The sequence below is a fragment of the Streptomyces sp. BPTC-684 genome, assembly GCF_030028635.1.
GTDB lineage: Bacteria > Actinomycetota > Actinomycetes > Streptomycetales > Streptomycetaceae > Streptomyces > Streptomyces noboritoensis.
Window position 1 is genome coordinate 1,547,021 of sequence record NZ_CP124863.1, and the last position, 16,804, is coordinate 1,563,824.

Below are 16,804 nucleotides of genomic sequence, written 5' to 3' on the forward strand. Positions count from 1 at the left end.
GGACGCGGCCGGTGCCTCTAGTCTCTGACGGACACAGGGGATCACCCCACGGATCCCCGGAAGCAATATCAGGGCGGGGCGATGGAGCAGGCACACACCACCCACAACGGCGTCGCGGCGACCCCCGGCGCCCAGCGCCGGGTGCTGGTCGTCGAGGACGACACGACGATCGTCGACGCCATCGCGGCACGGCTGAGGGCCGAGGGCTTCCAGGTCCAGACCGCGCTCGACGGCCCGGCGGCCGTGGACACGGCCGAGGCGTGGCAGCCGGACCTGATGGTCCTGGACATCATGCTGCCGGGCTTCGACGGCCTGGAGGTCTGCCGCCGGGTGCAGGCCCGCCGGCCGGTCCCGGTGCTGATGCTGACGGCCCGCGACGACGAGACGGACATGCTGGTCGGGCTCGGCGTCGGCGCGGACGACTACATGACCAAGCCGTTCTCCATGCGGGAGCTGGCGGCCCGGGTGCACGTGCTGCTGCGCCGGGTCGAGCGGGCCACGCTCGCGGCGGCCACCCCGCGCACCGGGATCCTGCGCCTGGGCGAGCTGGAGATCGACCACGCGCAGCGCCGGGTCCGGGTGCGCGGCGAGGACGTGCACCTCACCCCGACCGAGTTCGACCTGCTGAGCTGCCTGGCCAACACCCCGCGCGCGGTGCTCTCCCGGGAGCAGCTGCTCGCGGAGGTCTGGGACTGGGCGGACGCCTCGGGCACCCGGACCGTGGACAGCCACATCAAGGCGCTGCGCCGGAAGATCGGGGCCGAGCGCATCCGCACGGTCCACGGCGTGGGCTACGCGCTGGAGACCCCGGCGCCATGAGCCGGGCGGCGGCCGGGGCGGTGAACGGGCGGGCCCGGCGGAACGGGCCGCACGCCCGGGCCCGCGACCGGGTGCGCGAGAGGCTCAAGGGCGGTCTGCGGGAGGTCTCGATCTCCATCAAGACGAAGCTGGGCACGCTGGTCGTGGTCTCGGTCTTCATCACCACCGGGCTGCTGATGGTGGCCGTGCAGACCCGCACCGAGCTGCGGTTCATCACCGTCTTCTCGGTGATAGCCACCCTGCTGATCACCCAGTTCGTGGCGCACGGCCTGACCGCGCCGCTGGACGAGATGAACACCGTCGCCCGGGCGATCTCGCACGGCGACTACACCCGCCGGGTGCGCGGCGACGGCCGCCGCGACGAGCTCGGCGACCTCGCCTCCACGATCAACCGCATGGCGGACGACCTGGAGGCCGTGGACCGCCACCGCAAGGAGCTGGTGGCGAACGTCTCCCACGAGCTGCGCACCCCGATCGCGGCGCTGCGGGCGGTCCTGGAGAACGTGGTGGACGGCGTCTCGGCCGCCGACCCCGAGACGATGCGCACGGCCCTGAAGCAGACGGAACGGCTGGGGCGCCTGGTGGAGACCCTGCTGGACCTGTCCCGCCTGGACAACGGTGTCGTACCGCTGCGGGCGCACCGCTTCGAGGTGTGGCCGTATCTGTCCGGGGTGCTCAAGGAGGCCAATCTGGCCGCCTCCCGGCGCGGCCTCTCCTCCGGCTCCGGCAACCACACCCGTACCGACGTCCATCTGCACCTGGACGTCTCGCCGCCGGAGCTGACCGCGCACGCGGACCGGGAGCGGCTGCACCAGGTGGTGGCCAACCTCATCGACAACGCGGTCAAGCACTCGCCGCCGCACGGCCGCGTCACCGTACGGGCCCGGCGCGGCCCGCAGCCCGAGTCGCTGGACCTGGAGGTCCTGGACGAGGGCCCGGGCATCCCGAAGTCCGAGTGGCACCGGGTCTTCGAGCGGTTCAACCGGGGCGACGCCTCGGCCCCGCACGGGCCGGGCAGCGACGGCGGTACGGGCCTGGGTCTGGCGATCGCCCGCTGGGCGGTGGATCTGCACGGCGGCCACATAGGCGTGGCCGAATCGTCGCGTGGATGCCGCATCCAGGTCACTCTTCCGGGGGCACCCCGGACGACGAATTGACGTAGGGTTCGAACCGGAAGCAGACGTTCTGCGTGTAGGTGGTCAGGGGCGTGCGGTCTTGAGGGCCGTGGCCGCTGCGAGGCGTACCCACTGGGCAGCAGAACCTGATCTGTTTCCCGCCAAATCCTGCCCTGAAACTCGCTTTCCGGTGTGACTTACGCGACTGTGGCACGCCCGGTCTGCACCTCCAGGCCAGGGAGGCGTAGCCTTTATTTCCGCTGTCCATCACCTTGTGAAGCGGAAGAGGGCGGTTGCCGCCGTGTCGTCTCAGTCCCCCAGTAATTCGAGCGTCTCGACCGACCAAGACGGGCAGGGCAAGAACCCTGCAGCCGGCTTCGGTGCCAATGAGTGGCTCGTCGACGAGATCTACCAGCAGTACCTCCAGGACCCCAATTCGGTCGACCGTGCCTGGTGGGACTTCTTCGCCGACTACAAGCCGGGTTCGACCGGTACGGCGGACAAGCCCGTCGCGGGCGTCCCCGCCGCAGCCGCGGGGGCTGCGGTAGCCACCCCTGCCGCTCCGGCCCCGGTCACCCCGGCACCCGCCGCTCCGGCTCCGGCTCCGGTCGCGCAGCCCGCGGCCGCTGCCCCGGCGCAGGCCCCGGCCCCGGCCCCGGCTCCCGCGAAGGCCGCCCCGGCGCCCGCCGCGAAGCCCGCCGCCGCCCCCGCCCCCGCCAAGGCCGCCCCGGCGACCGAGGCCCCGGCCGGTCCGGAGTACGTCACGCTGCGCGGCCCCGCCGCCGCCGTGGCGAAGAACATGCACGCCTCCATCGACGTCCCGACGGCCACGTCCGTCCGCGCGGTCCCGGTGAAGCTGCTGTTCGACAACCGGATCGTGATCAACAACCACCTGAAGCGCGCCCGGGGCGGGAAGATCTCCTTCACCCACCTCATCGGGTACGCGATGGTGCAGGCCATCAAGGCCATGCCGTCGATGAACTACTCCTTCACGGAGAAGGACGGCAAGCCCACCCTGGTCAAGCCGGAGCACATCAACTTCGGTCTCGCCATCGACCTGGTGAAGCCCAACGGCGACCGCCAGCTGGTCGTCGCGGGCATCAAGAAGGCCGAGACGCTCAACTTCTTCGAGTTCTGGCAGGCGTACGAGGACATCGTCAAGCGGGCCCGCCAGGGCAAGCTGACGATGGACGACTTCTCCGGCGTGACGGTCTCCCTGACCAACCCCGGCGGCCTCGGCACCGTCCACTCCGTGCCGCGTCTGATGCCCGGACAGTCGGTCATCATGGGCGTCGGCTCGATGGACTACCCGGCCGAGTTCCAGGGCACCTCCCAGGACACCCTGAACAAGCTGGGCATCTCCAAGGTGATGACCCTCACCTCGACGTACGACCACCGGGTCATCCAGGGCGCCGCCTCCGGCGAGTTCCTGCGGATCGTCGCCAACCTGCTGCTCGGTGACGACGGCTTCTACGACGGCATCTTCGAGTCGCTGCGCATCCCCTACGAGCCGGTCCGCTGGCTCAAGGACATCGACGCCTCGCACGACGACGACGTCACCAAGGCCGCGCGCGTCTTCGAGCTGATCCACTCCTACCGGGTCCGCGGCCACGTCATGGCCGACACCGACCCGCTGGAGTACCGCCAGCGCAAGCACCCCGACCTGGACATCACCGAGCACGGGCTCACCCTGTGGGACCTGGAGCGCGAGTTCGCGGTCGGCGGCTTCGCGGGCAAGTCCCTGATGAAGCTGCGCGACGTCCTCGGCGTGCTGCGCGACTCGTACTGCCGCACCACCGGCATCGAGTTCATGCACATCCAGGACCCCAAGCAGCGCAAGTGGATCCAGGACCGCGTGGAGCGCCCGCACTCCAAGCCGGAGCGCGAGGAGCAGCTGCGGATCCTGCGCCGTCTGAACGCGGCGGAGGCGTTCGAGACGTTCCTGCAGACGAAGTACGTCGGCCAGAAGCGCTTCAGCCTGGAGGGCGGCGAGTCCGTCATCCCGCTGCTCGACGCGGTCATCGACAGCGCCGCCGAGTCGCGCCTGGACGAGGTCGTCATCGGCATGGCCCACCGCGGCCGCCTGAACGTCCTCGCCAACATCGTGGGCAAGTCGTACGCGCAGATCTTCCGCGAGTTCGAGGGCAACCTCGACCCGAAGTCCATGCACGGCTCCGGCGACGTCAAGTACCACCTGGGCGCCGAGGGCACCTTCACCGGCCTGGACGGCGAGCAGATCAAGGTCTCGCTGGTCGCCAACCCCTCGCACCTGGAGGCGGTGGACCCGGTCCTGGAGGGCGTGGTCCGCGCCAAGCAGGACGTCATCAACAAGGGCGGCACGGACTTCACGGTCCTGCCGGTCGCCCTGCACGGTGACGCGGCGTTCGCGGGCCAGGGTGTCGTCGCCGAGACCCTGAACATGTCGCAGCTGCGCGGCTACCGCACCGGCGGCACGGTCCACATCGTCATCAACAACCAGGTCGGCTTCACGGCCGCCCCGGAGTCGTCGCGCTCGTCGATGTACGCGACCGACGTGGCCCGCATGATCGAGGCCCCGATCATCCACGTGAACGGCGACGACCCGGAGGCCGTGGTCCGCGTGGCCCGCCTGGCCTTCGAGTTCCGCCAGACGTTCAACAAGGACGTCGTGATCGACCTCATCTGCTACCGCCGCCGCGGTCACAACGAGGGCGACAACCCGCAGTTCACCAACCCGCAGATGTACAACCTGATCGACAAGAAGCGCTCGGTGCGCAAGCTGTACACCGAGTCGCTGATCGGTCGCGGCGACATCACCCTGGAAGAGGCCGAGCAGGCGCTCCAGGACTTCCAGGGCCAGCTGGAGAAGGTCTTCGCCGAGGTCCGCGAGGCCACCTCGCACCCGGGCGAGATCCAGTCCCCGGAGCCGCAGGCCGAGTTCCCGGCGGCGCTGACCACCGCGGTCTCCCAGGAGGTCGTGAAGCGCATCGCCGAGTCGCAGGTGAACATCCCCGAGCGGATCAAGGTCCACCCGCGTCTGATGCCGCAGCTGCAGCGCCGTGCCGCCTCCGTCGAGGACGGCACGATCGACTGGGGCATGGGCGAGACCCTGGCCATCGGCTCGCTGCTGATGGAGGGCACCCCGGTGCGCCTCTCCGGCCAGGACACCCGCCGCGGCACCTTCGGCCAGCGCCACGCGGTCCTGGTCGACCAGGAGACCGGCGAGGACTACACGCCGCTGATGTACCTCACCGAGGAGCAGGCGCGGTACAACGTCTACGACTCGCTGCTCTCCGAGTACGCGGCGATGGGCTTCGAGTACGGCTACTCGCTGGCCCGTCCCGAGTCCCTCGTGATGTGGGAAGCCCAGTTCGGCGACTTCGTCAACGGCGCGCAGACGGTCGTGGACGAGTTCATCTCGTCGGCGGAGCAGAAGTGGGCGCAGACGTCCGGCGTCACGCTCCTCCTGCCGCACGGCTACGAGGGCCAGGGCCCGGACCACTCGTCCGCGCGCCCCGAGCGCTTCCTGCAGATGTGCGCGCAGAACAACATGACGGTCGCCATGCCGACGCTCCCGTCGAACTACTTCCACCTCCTGCGCTGGCAGGTGCACAACCCGCACCACAAGCCGCTCATCGTCTTCACGCCGAAGTCGATGCTGCGTCTGAAGGCGGCGGCGTCGAAGGCGGAGGAGTTCACCACCGGCGGCTTCCGCCCGGTGATCGGTGACGAGTTCGTCGACCCGAACGCGGTCCGCAAGGTCGTCTTCTGCGCCGGCAAGGTCTACTACGACCTGAAGGCGGAGCGCGACAAGCGCGGCGCGACGGACACGGCGCTGATCCGTCTGGAGCGTCTGTACCCGCTGCCGGGTGCCGAGCTCCAGGCCGAGATCGCCAAGTTCCCGAACGCCGAGAAGTACCTGTGGGCCCAGGAGGAGCCGGCGAACCAGGGTGCCTGGCCGTTCATCGCGCTCAACCTGATCGACCACCTGGACCTGGCGGTCGGCGCGGACGTCCCGCACGGCGAACGCCTGCGCCGCATCTCGCGCCCGCACTCCTCGTCCCCGGCGGTGGGCTCGAAGAAGCGGCACGAGCAGGAGCAGGAGCAGCTGGTGTCGGAGGTCTTCGACGCGTAGTCGCCGGCCGCTGTGGCTGTAGTACGGGCGGAGGGCCCGGCACCCCGTTGAGCAACGGGGTGCCGGGCCCTCCGGCGCAAGCGCTACTCCTCGTCGGGGGCGGGCGGCGGAACCCGTATGACGACGGTCCCACTGGCAAGGTCTATGGGCCCCCGCCCGGGATCGGCGTCCCCCACCTCGTCGAGAGTGATCTCAAGCCGCCGCCGCTCTTCCTCTTCGTGCCGCTTCCCGGGCGCGAAGATCTCGTTCAACGCCGAACCGAACATGAGCGGTCCCTCCGTGTGCGGGTCTCGTACCCGCATAACGCTGTGCGGGGGCTGTCAGATCCCGATCATGGACGGCAGATGTGCGCGACGAAGACGTCCCAGGCCGCGCGGGGGACGGCGAGCGCCGGTATCCTCCGGCAACGGCACGTCCTGCCGCGTGCAGGCGGGGCCCCGTCAGTCCGACGCCAGGCCCAGCGCCTTCTTGCTGGCCGCGTACACCCGGAGCAGCTCGGGGCGGTGGGAGCGGAAGGGCGGGGGGAAGCTGGCGATGAGCGCGTCGTAGCCCTCGGCCAGGTCCGGGTCCTCCAGGAGGCCGAAGATCAGGTGGCCGCCGGACTTGGGGCTGCCCTCGGTGATCGCGGTGCGGAGGCGGTCGACCTCCGCGGCGGGGACGCCGGGGAAGAGGTCGCGTACGACCGGCTCCTCCGTGTCGAGGTGGCCCGCCAGGATGTCGCGGACCTTGCGGGCCGCCGCCGTGCCGGCGTGGGCCGCCTCGGTCACCGCGGAGTCGCCCACCTGCCCGCCCGCCTCGTTGGCCGCCGTCAGGAGCTCCACCGCCCGGGTCAGGCCGCCCAGTTCCCGGTCCAGCTCCGCGTGCTCCTCGTTGAGGGTGTCGAAGGACGCCACCGACTCGGGGTAGAGCCCGTGCAGCACGGGCCAGAAGAGCTCGTCCTCCGCCTCGTGGTGGTGGTGCGTGAAGTCGATGAGCCACTGCGTCGTGTCGATGAGTTCCTTGACGCTGACCTGATCGCCGTCGCCGAGGCGCTCGAATGCGTTCGCCACCAGTTCCGTTCCCCGGCGCAGGATCGCGTGGACGCCGAGAAACTCCTGATACATACCGGCGCCGGGGTTCTCTGTCGCGGCCGTCATGGTTGTCTCCCCCATTTATTGGACCGATGGATCGATGGACCGATGGTCGATGGACCGATCACTTGTCGTGAGGGTACGCAAGGGCCTCGCACGCCCCATAGGGGTGTTCGACTGCGATCACCTCGCAGTTGAACGCGCGCGATAACGAGCCGCTTTCCTCCGGAAAGCCGCCATGTTTCCACGATACCTATTTTGGGATTTCTTCCAAAGAGGCATGCTCTGTGTAATTCTTGATCCAAGCCTCCGTACCCGATGCGGACAAGTGGAGCGCACCCGAGAAGCGCACTAGTGACGCTCTAGTGAAACTCGATTTCGCTGGAATGGGAAGGACGACATTCTATGACTCGCCCCGTCGTGGCGGTGACCGCCGATCTGACTACGGTGAACTGGAACATCTGGGGAGACCTTTCGGTGGCCATGCTCCCTTGGGAGTACATGGAGAAGGTCCACCAGGCGGGTGGCGCGCCGATTCTGGTGCCGCCGATTCCCGAGGCGGTGGACGCCGTGATGGAGAAGGCCGACGCGCTGCTGATGAGCGGCGGCGCCGATATCGAGCCCGCTCTTTACGGCGCCGAGCGGGAGAAGTTCACGTTCCCCCCGCACAAGGCCCGGGACACCTCCGAGCTCGCCGCCCTCACGATCGCCGAGCGGCGCCGGATTCCGGTGCTCGGCCTCTGCCGCGGCCTCCAGCTGATATCCATCATTCGCGGCGGCACCCTCAACCAGCACCTTCCCGAGCACTCCCCCGCCGTCCCCGGGAAGTACGAGCCGCGCCAGATCCAGGTGAAGCCGGATTCGCTGCTCGGCAGCACCCTCGGGCCGACCGCCACCGTCTACTGCCACCACCACCAGGGCATCGACAAGCTCGGCGCCGGCCTCGTCGCCACCGCCTGGTCGGACGACGGCATCATCGAGGGCGCCGAGGTCGAGGACCCCTCGGCCCCGTTCCTCGCCGGACTCCAGGCCCACGGCGAGCTGGGCGACGACACCCTCCCCCTCTTCGAGGCCTTCATCGAGGCCGCGAAGAAGCAGAAGTAGCAGAGCAACAGGAGGGGTGGCGGGGTGTGGTTCCCAGCGGGGAGCCGCACCCCGCCGCACTCCCCCCGCGTACACCCCGACGTACAAAAGCGGCCCGGTCACCGCAACGTCCTTGCGGTGACCGGGCCGCCCGCCGTCGAGCCGTCCGCCCGACCTTGCCGGCCGTCGGGGGTGTCGGCCGGCACCAGCAGCTGAACGGGGGTGGTCAGCTGTTGGGGTCGGCAACCTGGCCGATGGCCACGTGCAGACGGTTCCACAGGTTCGCGGTGGCGACCGAGAGGACGATCGCCGCGAGCTGCTGCTCGTTGAAGTGCTTGGCCGCGTCGTTCCACACCTCGTCCGAGACCGCGTCCTCGCGGTCCGCGAGGCGGGTCACGGCCTCGGCGAGCGCCAGGGCGGCGCGCTCGGCGTCCGTGAAGTACGGCGTGTTGCGCCAGGCGGCCACGGCGAACAGGCGCTCGTCCGAGGTCTCGCCCGCGGCCTTCGCCAGCCGCGGGTGACGGTCCGCGTTGGCACCGTCGCCGTTGATCTGGCTCGCGCGCAGATGCAGCAGCTCCAGCAGCTTCACATCGACCCCGGGAACCTCCTTGCTGGCCTTTCCGAGGGCCACCAAAGCGTCAATGGCACCGGGAACGACAAAAGCAGGGTGCTTCGCCCGAGCAGTCATGATTTGCTCTCCTCAAAAGATCTCACGTAAACGCCGAACACTTCACACAGAAAAATGCGGGAACTACGACGCCGGACGCCGACCGGCCCTGCCAGAACATCCACACCGGTCGGCTTCCTCCGTCACAGCTATGACGAAACGTGGCTCGTGAATGTGACGGGAGTCAGGTGTGACCCACGCCACATCTGACGGCGAGGGGTGCCCGTGCGCTGGGCGCTTACCTAAAGACGGCGTAAGATCCGGATCCCGGAGCACCACGGGAGCGGGGTCGAAGCGGGAGCGGGAGCCGGGCGGGGCGGGGCGCACGGCCCGAGAAATCCGCCACATCCGGCCGTTCTTTACCCAGAGTCGAGCGGCTCCAATCCGAGCCGAATTCGCGACTGCTACAGGATTTTGACAACGCGGTCAGGACTTTGACAGGTACGTCAGATCGGCCACAGGCGGGCTTGCCGCGGTGGGTGGGTTCGAGCACATGATCAAAGCGGGTTGCCGCCGAGGGCCTGCCAGCCGAGCGGACACTTCCGACCCGAATACCCTTACCCCCCGCATTTCCCGACTCTGGGGAGAAACATGGACATCGAAGTGCTGGGTGCACTGTCGGTGCGGAAGAACGGGTTATCCATCGCGCCCACTGCCCCGAAGCCGCGGCAGGTGCTGGCACTCCTCGCGCTGCACTCCGATCAGGTGGTGCCGCTGGCGACGCTGGCAGAAGAACTCTGGGACGACGCCCCGCCGCGCAGTGCCCGCACCACCGTGCAGACGTATGTGATGCAGCTCCGCGAGCTCATCGGCGAGGCGCTGGCCCGCCGGGACGGCGAGCGGCGCACCGCCAAGGACGTCCTCGTCACCCTGCCCGGCGGCTACCGCCTGGAGACCGAGGGCGACGGCACCGAGGGCGCCGAAGGGAGCGTGGACTTCCGCGAGTTCGAGCGGCGCGCCACGGCCGGCCACCGCGCCATGGACGCCGGCGACCACACCGGGGCCGCCCGGCTGCTCCGCGAGGCGCTCGCCCTGTGGACCGGGCCCGCGCTCACCGGCGTCCATCAGGGCACCCGGCTGCGCACCGAGGCCGAGCGGCTCGAAGAGGCCCGGCTCGCCGCGCTTGACCGGCGCATCGAGGCCGATCTGCGCCTCGGCCGCCACCGCGAACTGCTCTCCGAGCTGACCGTTCTGGTCAGCCGCTACCCCATGCACGAGGCGCTGCACGGCCAGTTCATGCTGGCGCTGCACCGCTCCGGGCGGCGCAGCGAGGCACTCGGCGCCTACCAGCGGCTGCGCGCGACCCTCGTCGCCCAGGCCGGTCTGGAGCCCTCGGCCGCGCTCGGCCGACTCCAGATGGCCATCCTCGCGGCCCGGCCCGGCTCGCCGGTGCCCGACGGCGCCCCCGTCACCCAGCAGCTCGTCGCCCGCGCGAGCTGACCCCCGCAGCCGACCCGTACGCGTACGACCGCTCCCCCGGCGGCCCGTCCTCGGGGGGAGACAACGATGTCCCGGCGCACCCCCGCCTTTTATCCGAGAGGAAGCCGTGAAAATTCAGGTCCTGGGCCCTTTGAGTGCCGAAGTGAACAGAGTCTCCGTCGTCCCCACGGCGGGCAAGCCCCGTCAGATCCTCGCGCTGCTCGCCCTGTACCCGGGGCGCGTCATCCCCGTACCCACGCTGATGGAGGAGATCTGGGGCACCGATCTGCCGCAGAGCGCGCTGACCACCCTCCAGACGTACATCCTCCAGCTGCGGCGGCGGCTCGCCGGTGCCATGGGACCCGACGCACAACTTTCGGCCAAGGATGTTCTGGCCACCCGCTACGGCGGCTATCTGCTCCAGATCCCGTCCGAGGCGGTCGACGTCCACGCGTACGAACAGCTGGCGGCGGAGGGTCAGTTGGCGTTCGACGAGGGCCACAACGAGCGGGCGGCGGACTGCTTCCGGCGCGCGCTCGACCTGTGGGAGGGGCCCGCGCTGGTCGACGTGCGGGTCGGGCCGATCCTCGACATCGAGGTGATGCGCCTGGAGGAGAGCCGTCTGGTGGTCAAGGAGCGCCGGATCGACGCCGACTTACGGCTCGGACGGCACGCCGAACTCACCGCCGAGCTCACCGACCTGATTGCCCGTCACCCCCAGCACGAGGGGCTGCACTCGCAGGCCATGGTGGCGCTCTACCGCTCCGGACGGCAGGCCACCGCGCTCGATGTGTACCGCAAGCTGCGCGGCCGGCTCATCGAGGACCTCGGTGTGGAGCCCTCGCCGCAGCTCCAGCGGCTGCACCAGGCGATCCTCGCCGTCGACCCCCAGCTCGACGTCGTCGCCGGCCCGCGCCGCACCTCCACCTTCGATCTGTACGCGGCCTGAACCGAGCCCTGTGCAACCCGGCGGCTCGCCGTGCCGCCACCGTACGGCCATGCTCGAACAGCCCGTGCTCGTATCCATGCGAAGGGGGAGCAGATGTACGAGAACAGGGAAGACCGGGAAGATCACGAGCTTCGGCCGGGTGACCTCGTCGCCGTCGCTCCTCCGCTCCGGCTGGCCGGGGCGGAGGAGGACGACGTCGAGTTGAACATCATTCGGGGGATCGACTGATCGCACTGGACGAAAGACGCCCCCCGCCGACAGGGGGCGCCTTCGTCTGCCCGGCCGCCCGGACGTCCGGCTAGCCCTCCGTGCCGAACCAGCGCTCCAGTGCGTCGCGGAGCTTGCCGCCGTCGGGCGAGGCCCAGGCCACGTGCCCGTCGGGGCGCAGCAGGACCGCCTCGGGGTCGTCGGTGGTGGGTTCGCCGGCGGGGATCCAGTCGCCGGTGACGACGTCGACGCGGTCGGCCCAGCCCTCGGCGAGCTCGGCGGCCTCGCGCGAGTCACCGGTGGTGATCAGGACGCCGCGCGCGGAGTGCAGCAGCTCGGCGATGCGTACCTGCCCGCCCTCAGCGAGCTTGAGCTCCCGGTCGGGCGCGAAGCGCAGGCCCAGCAGCCGGTGCGTGCCGGTGGTGCCCATGTCGTAGCGGACGTCGAGTCCGCTGACCTGTCCGGCCAGATGGCGGGCCACGTCCGGGGACTGCACCAGCTCGCGCATGACCGCGCGCAGCGGTTCCATCTCGTCACCGGTCAGATACAGGCGGGTCTGGGCGCGGGTGTTGCGCATCAGCTGCTCGCCGACGGGATGCCGCTCGGACTGGAAGGTGTCCAGCAGCCCCTCGGGCGCCCAGCCGCTGATCGCGGCGGCCAGTTTCCAGCCCAGGTTCACCGCGTCCTGCACCCCGACACTCATGCCCTGCGCACCGGCGGGCATGTGGATGTGGGTGGCGTCCCCGACCAGGAAGACACGCCCCTTGCGGTACTGGGAGGCCTGGCGGGTGGTGTCGGTGAACGAGCTGATCCACCGGACCTCCGCATGGTGCAGCGACTCGCCCGTCATCCGCTGCCAGGCATCGGCGATCGTCGCGAAGGTGAGCCGGCTCTTGTCCTCGTGCGGGCGCAGCTTCTCGTCATGGATGACGATCCGGTCCACCCCGTTCTCCAGGTTGAACGCCATCACCATGCCCCCGGGCACCTGCTCCCCGATCGGCCGCTGCCGCACCCCCGCCCCCACCAGGTCGGCCATGTACATCCCCCGGGTGGCATCCCAGCCCGGGAAGTCGATCCCCGCCGTCTTGCGCACCACCGAGCGGGCCCCGTCACAGCCGACGAGATAGCGGCCCTCGGCCTCGCCGGGCCCGCCGGGGCCCTCGAAGGAGATGACGACCCCGTCCTCGGTCTCCCGGAACCCGGTCACCTCGTGGTTGCGGTGGACGATGACCCCCAGCTCGGCGAGCCAGCCCTCCAGGATCTCCTCGGTACGGAACTGCGGCACCCCCCGCACACTGAAATGATTGTCATCCAGCTTCGAGAAATCGATCCGCACCCCACCGAAATGCCCCTGCGCCCACTCCACATCCCCGAACCGGGCCAGCAGACCCCGCTGATCGAAGACCTCCGCGGCACGCCGGGTGAACCCGACACCCCGCGACTCCCCACTCGGCGCCGGCAACCGGTCATAGACCGCCACCTCCACGCCACCGAGCTTCAGCTCACCGGCGAGCATCAACCCGACCGGACCGGCACCGACGACGATTGCGCCCTGAGTCATGTCACACTCCTCGTACAGATGTTGAACAGGCCATGGAACAGGCGCTGTTGACCGGACCGCCCCGGATCGGGCCGGTCAGGCGAGGAACTTCAGCAGTTCGCGGCTGAGCAGCTCGGGCTGCTCCTCGGGGATGTAGTGGATCGACTGGTCCGCGCGCACCACGCGGACGTCCGTCGCCAACGTCGGCAGCACCTGCCGGAACTGGTCGTACGTGAGCTGTGAGCCGACGCCGAGCAGGGGCGCGGTCACCTTGCCGTAGGTCTTCAGGTCCGCGATGTCCTGGTGGGCGGCCTGGTACCAGGCGGTGCCCGCCCGGACGGCGTCCGGCGAGTCGTACGCGTGCGCGTACACCGCGCGGTCGAAGTCGGGGACGAGGCGCTGGTCGGGGAGGGAGTTGGCGAAGAGCCAGTCGACGATGTGCCGCATCCGGCCCGCCGCCAGCTGCGCGGGCAGGCCCCGCACCTGGTTGAACGCCCACCACCAGAGGTTGAAGCCCTGGCCGGGCCGGGGCAGCAGCGGGATGTCGTACTGGGTCTCGTCGACGTGCAGGGTGTCGACGAGACCCAGCCTGCGGGTGGCCTCCGGGTGGTTGGCGGCGAAGCTGAACGCCACCATCGCGCCCATGTCGTGGCCGACGATGTCGACCCGGCGGTGGCCGAGCGAGCGCACCAGTTCGTGCACGTCGCGGGCCATGTTCTTCTTGTCGTAGCCGCCCTGCGGCTTGTCGGAACCGCCCATGCCGCGGATGTCGACCGCGATGACGCGGTGGCGGCGGGCCAGCTCCGGCATGACGTGCCGCCAGGCCCACCAGGTCTGCGGCCAGCCCGCGAGCAGGACCACCGGTTCACCGGAGCCGCCGGTGACGTAGTGCAGCCGTACGCCGTTGGCGTGCGCGTAGCGGCTGCGGAAACCGCCGGAGAGGGACCTGGCCAGCACGGCGTCACTCGGGACGCGGCGCCGCGGGGTCGCCGGGGCGGGCTCGGCCACGGCGACACCACCGGCCATCGCGAGGGCGGCGGACCCGGCGCCCAGGCTGATCATCTTTCTGCGGTCCAGCGGCATGCTTCGTCCTACCTGTCATACGTGTGCCTACATGGGGGGGGACTTGCCAGTGCTGTGGGGGGTGGCGGATGGCGGCCGGCCGTCAGGCGCGGAACGGGCCCGCGTACTCCTCGGCCCACTCGGAGAAGGGCCGGGCGGGGTGGCCGGTCAGCTTCTCGACGTCTCCGGTGAGCGGAACCGGGGAGGAGCTGGCCGCCCAGAGGTCGAGCAGCGCGTCCGCGATGTCACCCGGCATGGAGTCGGGCTTGTTCGCCCGCCACACGGCCGGGGGCACTTCGGTGACCGGGATGGACCGGCCCGCGGCGGCCTCGATGGCCGCGATGTGCTGGGTGAAGGTGAGCGCCTCGGGGCCGGTGAGGTGGTACGAACGGCCGCGCAGGGACGGGTCGGTGAGCACCGCGAGGGCGGCCTCGGCGATGTCCCGCTCGTTGACCGGGTCGGAGTAGCTGTGCGGGTACGGCAGGCCGACCGTGCCGCGCGCCTTGAGCTGCCAGGCCCACGGCAGGGCGTTGCTGGCGAGGGCGCCGCAGTTCAGCGGGGTCGAGGTGATCGAGGAGGCGGCGAGCGCCTGCTCGACCGCGAGGTGGGGCGCGGCGATCGGGTCGACGGCCGCGCCGGGGCGCAGCACCGCGTCGGCGGACATGACGACGACGTGCTCGACACCGGCCTCCTCGGCCCGCTCGACGAACTCGCCGACGGTGGCGGCCTCGCAGTACAGGAACACCGAGGTCACCCCGGCGAGCGCGGCCGGGAAGTCGGCGGGCTCGTCGAGCGCCAGCTTCACGGACCCGATGCCCTGGGGCAGCGTCAGCTTCTCGGGGCTGCGCGAGCCGGCGCGTAAGGGTAAGCCCCTGGCGTGCAGGAGCCGCACGAGGTGCGAGCCGACTTTGCCGCTGCTGCCGGTGACGAGGACGGTCATGGTGGATTCCCTTTCGGATGTGGGCTGGGTGGGTATGTGGAAGTCCGGTGCCGCGTGCCCCGAAGGGGCGCGGGGAACTGCGCGACAAGCCACGCACGGTCCGCAGCCAAAGCGTCACGCACCTCCAGCGGCGCGCTTAGCCGGCCACTTGAGCCGCGCCGAACCACCGCTCCAGCGCGTCGCGGAGCTTGCCGCCGTCGGGCGAGGCCCACACGACGTGTCCGTCGGGGCGTACGAGAACGGCCTCGGGGTCCGCTCCGGAGGCGGTGTCCGAGGGGACCCAGCTGCCGGTGACCACGTCGACGCGGTCCGCCCAGCCCTCGGCGAGCTCGGCCGCCTCGCGCGAGTCGCCGGTGGTGATCAGGACGCCGCGCGCGGAGTGCAGCAGCTCGGCGACCCGCTTCCGCCCGCCGCCCGCGAGCTCGACCTCGCGGCCCGGGGCCAGGCGCAGCCCGAGCAGCGGGTGGCCGCTGTCGTCGGTGTCGACGTCGTACCGTACGTCCAGACCGCTGACCAGGCCCGCGAGGTGGCGGGCGGCGTCCGGGATCTGCACCAGCTCGCGCAGCACGGCGCGCAGCGGCTCCATCTCCTCGCCGCTGAGGTAGATCAGCGACTGGGCGAGCGTGTTGCGCAGCAACTGCTCGCCGATCGGGTGCCGTTCGGAGTGGTAGGTGTCGAGCAGCCCGTCGGGGGCCTGGCCCTTGATGGCGGCGGCCAGCTTCCAGCCGAGGTTGACGGCGTCCTGGAGGCCGACGCTGACGCCCTGGGCGCCGAGCGGGGCGTGGTCGTGGGCGGAGTCGCCTGCGAGGAAGACCCGGCCCTTGCGGTAGTCGGTGGCCTGGCCGGTGTAGTTGGTCAGCGCGCACATCCAGCGGGCGCTCGCGCCGTGGATGTCCTCGCCGGTCATGCGCTCCCAGGCGTCCGCGACCTCGGAGAACGTCAGCTCGCCCTCGCCGTGGTGCGGGCGCACACCCGGCTCGTGGATGACGATGCGGTCGATGCCCGGCTCCAGGGTGACCGAGAGGACCATGCCGCCGCCCTCGATGCGCTCGCCGATGGGGCGCATCCGCAGTCCGGCGCCGACCACGTCGGCCAGGTACATGCCGCGGGTGGCGGGCTCGCCCGGGAAGTCGATGCCGGCCAGGCGGCGGATGGTGGAGCGGCCGCCGTCGGTGCCGACGAGGTACTGGGCGGCCTCCTCGCCGGGGCCGTCGGGGCCCTCGTACTCGACGACGACGCCGTCCTCGGTCTCGCGGTAGCCGGTGACCTCGTATCCACGGCGCACGGTGACGCCCAGCTCCTCGACCCACTTGCCGAGGGTGTCCTCGGTGCGGGACTGGGCCAGGCCCATGATGCCGTAGTGGCTCTCGTCGAGCTCGTCGAAGTTGATGCGGACCCCGCCGAAGTGGCCCTGCTTGCCCCAGCGGAACTCGCCGAGCTTGCTCAACAGGCCGCGCTGGTCGAGTACTTCGGCCGTGCGGCCGGTGAATCCGAGGCCGCGCGATTCTCCGCTGGGAGCCGGCAGCTTGTCGTAGAGGGCGACCTCCACACCGGCAAGGCGGAGTTCGCCGGCGAGCATCAGCCCGACCGGACCGGCACCGACAACAATTGCGCCCTGGGTCATATTCGCACTCCTCGTGCAGATGGATGACATGGATGACACGGATCAGCCGATATCACCGATCGTGGCAGCGGGCACCTGAGTACGACTCAAGTCATCAATCTCGTACGGGAGTTGGAGTGCAGGGAATACAAAAGCGCGGCGCCTCCGAATGTGGTGCATCCGGTGGTGCCGCGCCGATAAAGCCGTACGGTGTGC

At 70.3% G+C, this 16,804-nt stretch carries 14 protein-coding genes; 7 read left to right on the forward strand and 7 right to left on the reverse strand.

Annotation, left to right across the window (positions count from 1 at the left end; genetic code table 11):
* Positions 1-81 precede the first annotated feature (81 nt).
* The 3 genes from QIY60_RS06780 to QIY60_RS06790 all read left to right on the forward strand — a co-directional run bounded on the left by QIY60_RS06780 (position 82) and on the right by QIY60_RS06790 (position 6,048).
* Complete coding sequence (locus tag QIY60_RS06780) at positions 82-819, forward strand: response regulator transcription factor (protein WP_067163879.1); 738 nt, start codon at positions 82-84, stop codon at positions 817-819.
* Positions 816-1,976 carry a HAMP domain-containing sensor histidine kinase gene (locus QIY60_RS06785; RefSeq protein ID WP_283141623.1) on the forward strand — a complete coding sequence of 387 codons (1,161 nt, stop codon included), beginning with the start codon at positions 816-818 and terminating at the stop codon, positions 1,974-1,976. Before QIY60_RS06780 ends, QIY60_RS06785 begins: the two co-directional genes overlap by 4 nt.
* Before the next feature lie 259 nt (positions 1,977-2,235).
* Positions 2,236-6,048 carry a multifunctional oxoglutarate decarboxylase/oxoglutarate dehydrogenase thiamine pyrophosphate-binding subunit/dihydrolipoyllysine-residue succinyltransferase subunit gene (locus QIY60_RS06790; protein WP_283141624.1) on the forward strand — a complete coding sequence of 1,271 codons (3,813 nt, stop codon included), beginning with the start codon at positions 2,236-2,238 and terminating at the stop codon, positions 6,046-6,048.
* An 83-nt stretch (positions 6,049-6,131) separates the two neighbouring features.
* Here QIY60_RS06790 and QIY60_RS06795 read toward each other — a convergent pair whose 3' ends face one another.
* On the reverse strand, positions 6,132-6,314 hold the full coding sequence (locus QIY60_RS06795; protein ID WP_283141625.1) for a DUF6191 domain-containing protein: 183 nt from the start codon (positions 6,312-6,314) through the stop codon (positions 6,132-6,134).
* 174 nt (positions 6,315-6,488) lie between these two features.
* Positions 6,489-7,184 carry a hemerythrin domain-containing protein gene (locus QIY60_RS06800; RefSeq protein WP_283141626.1) on the reverse strand — a complete coding sequence of 232 codons (696 nt, stop codon included), beginning with the start codon at positions 7,182-7,184 and terminating at the stop codon, positions 6,489-6,491.
* Between the two features lie 339 nt (positions 7,185-7,523).
* On the opposite strand from QIY60_RS06800, the gene QIY60_RS06805 reads away from it, so the two are divergent.
* Entirely contained in the window at positions 7,524-8,222 is a 699-nt protein-coding gene (locus QIY60_RS06805) for a gamma-glutamyl-gamma-aminobutyrate hydrolase family protein (protein WP_283141627.1), read from the forward strand.
* A 205-nt stretch (positions 8,223-8,427) separates the two neighbouring features.
* Here QIY60_RS06805 and QIY60_RS06810 read toward each other — a convergent pair whose 3' ends face one another.
* A complete protein-coding gene (locus QIY60_RS06810) occupies positions 8,428-8,832 on the reverse strand; it encodes a carboxymuconolactone decarboxylase family protein (protein ID WP_349253902.1) in 405 nt (134 codons plus the stop codon).
* 627 nt (positions 8,833-9,459) lie between these two features.
* Between QIY60_RS06810 and QIY60_RS06815 the strand changes: the two genes are divergently transcribed.
* The 3 genes from QIY60_RS06815 (at position 9,460) to QIY60_RS06825 (ending at position 11,464) form a co-directional block, all read left to right on the forward strand.
* Entirely contained in the window at positions 9,460-10,308 is an 849-nt protein-coding gene (locus QIY60_RS06815) for an AfsR/SARP family transcriptional regulator (RefSeq protein ID WP_283141629.1), read from the forward strand.
* 106 nt (positions 10,309-10,414) lie between these two features.
* Entirely contained in the window at positions 10,415-11,236 is an 822-nt protein-coding gene (locus QIY60_RS06820) for an AfsR/SARP family transcriptional regulator (RefSeq protein ID WP_283141630.1), read from the forward strand.
* A gap of 93 nt (positions 11,237-11,329) precedes the next feature.
* Entirely contained in the window at positions 11,330-11,464 is a 135-nt protein-coding gene (locus QIY60_RS06825; protein WP_257583886.1) for a hypothetical protein, read from the forward strand.
* 70 nt (positions 11,465-11,534) lie between these two features.
* On the opposite strand, the gene QIY60_RS06830 is transcribed toward QIY60_RS06825, so the two are convergent.
* The 4 genes from QIY60_RS06830 to QIY60_RS06845 form a co-directional block, all read right to left on the reverse strand.
* Positions 11,535-13,004, reverse strand: a complete 1,470-nt coding sequence (locus QIY60_RS06830) for an FAD-dependent monooxygenase (protein WP_283141631.1) — start codon at positions 13,002-13,004, stop codon at positions 11,535-11,537.
* 75 nt (positions 13,005-13,079) lie between these two features.
* Positions 13,080-14,066 (reverse strand): alpha/beta hydrolase, encoded by a 987-nt coding sequence (locus QIY60_RS06835; protein WP_283141632.1) that lies wholly within the window; start codon positions 14,064-14,066, stop codon positions 13,080-13,082.
* 82 nt (positions 14,067-14,148) lie between these two features.
* Complete coding sequence (locus QIY60_RS06840; RefSeq protein WP_283141633.1) at positions 14,149-14,985, reverse strand: NAD(P)H-binding protein; 837 nt, start codon at positions 14,983-14,985, stop codon at positions 14,149-14,151.
* A 136-nt stretch (positions 14,986-15,121) separates the two neighbouring features.
* A complete protein-coding gene (locus QIY60_RS06845) occupies positions 15,122-16,609 on the reverse strand; it encodes an FAD-dependent monooxygenase (RefSeq protein WP_283141634.1) in 1,488 nt (495 codons plus the stop codon).
* Positions 16,610-16,804: the final 195 nt, after the last annotated feature.

Bases quoted from the DNA above. Each gene is read 5' to 3' on its own strand.
- QIY60_RS06780 (WP_067163879.1), top strand. From the start codon at position 82: ATGGAGCAGGCACACACCACCCACAACGGCGTCGCGGCGACCCCCGGC.
- QIY60_RS06785 (WP_283141623.1), top strand. From the start codon at position 816: ATGAGCCGGGCGGCGGCCGGGGCGGTGAACGGGCGGGCCCGGCGGAAC.
- QIY60_RS06795 (WP_283141625.1), bottom strand. From the start codon at position 6,314: ATGTTCGGTTCGGCGTTGAACGAGATCTTCGCGCCCGGGAAGCGGCAC.
- QIY60_RS06800 (WP_283141626.1), bottom strand. From the start codon at position 7,184: ATGACGGCCGCGACAGAGAACCCCGGCGCCGGTATGTATCAGGAGTTT.
- QIY60_RS06805 (WP_283141627.1), top strand. From the start codon at position 7,524: ATGACTCGCCCCGTCGTGGCGGTGACCGCCGATCTGACTACGGTGAAC.
- QIY60_RS06815 (WP_283141629.1), top strand. From the start codon at position 9,460: ATGGACATCGAAGTGCTGGGTGCACTGTCGGTGCGGAAGAACGGGTTA.
- QIY60_RS06825 (WP_257583886.1), top strand. From the start codon at position 11,330: ATGTACGAGAACAGGGAAGACCGGGAAGATCACGAGCTTCGGCCGGGT.
- QIY60_RS06830 (WP_283141631.1), bottom strand. From the start codon at position 13,004: ATGACTCAGGGCGCAATCGTCGTCGGTGCCGGTCCGGTCGGGTTGATG.
- QIY60_RS06835 (WP_283141632.1), bottom strand. From the start codon at position 14,066: ATGCCGCTGGACCGCAGAAAGATGATCAGCCTGGGCGCCGGGTCCGCC.
- QIY60_RS06840 (WP_283141633.1), bottom strand. From the start codon at position 14,985: ATGACCGTCCTCGTCACCGGCAGCAGCGGCAAAGTCGGCTCGCACCTC.
- QIY60_RS06845 (WP_283141634.1), bottom strand. From the start codon at position 16,609: ATGACCCAGGGCGCAATTGTTGTCGGTGCCGGTCCGGTCGGGCTGATG.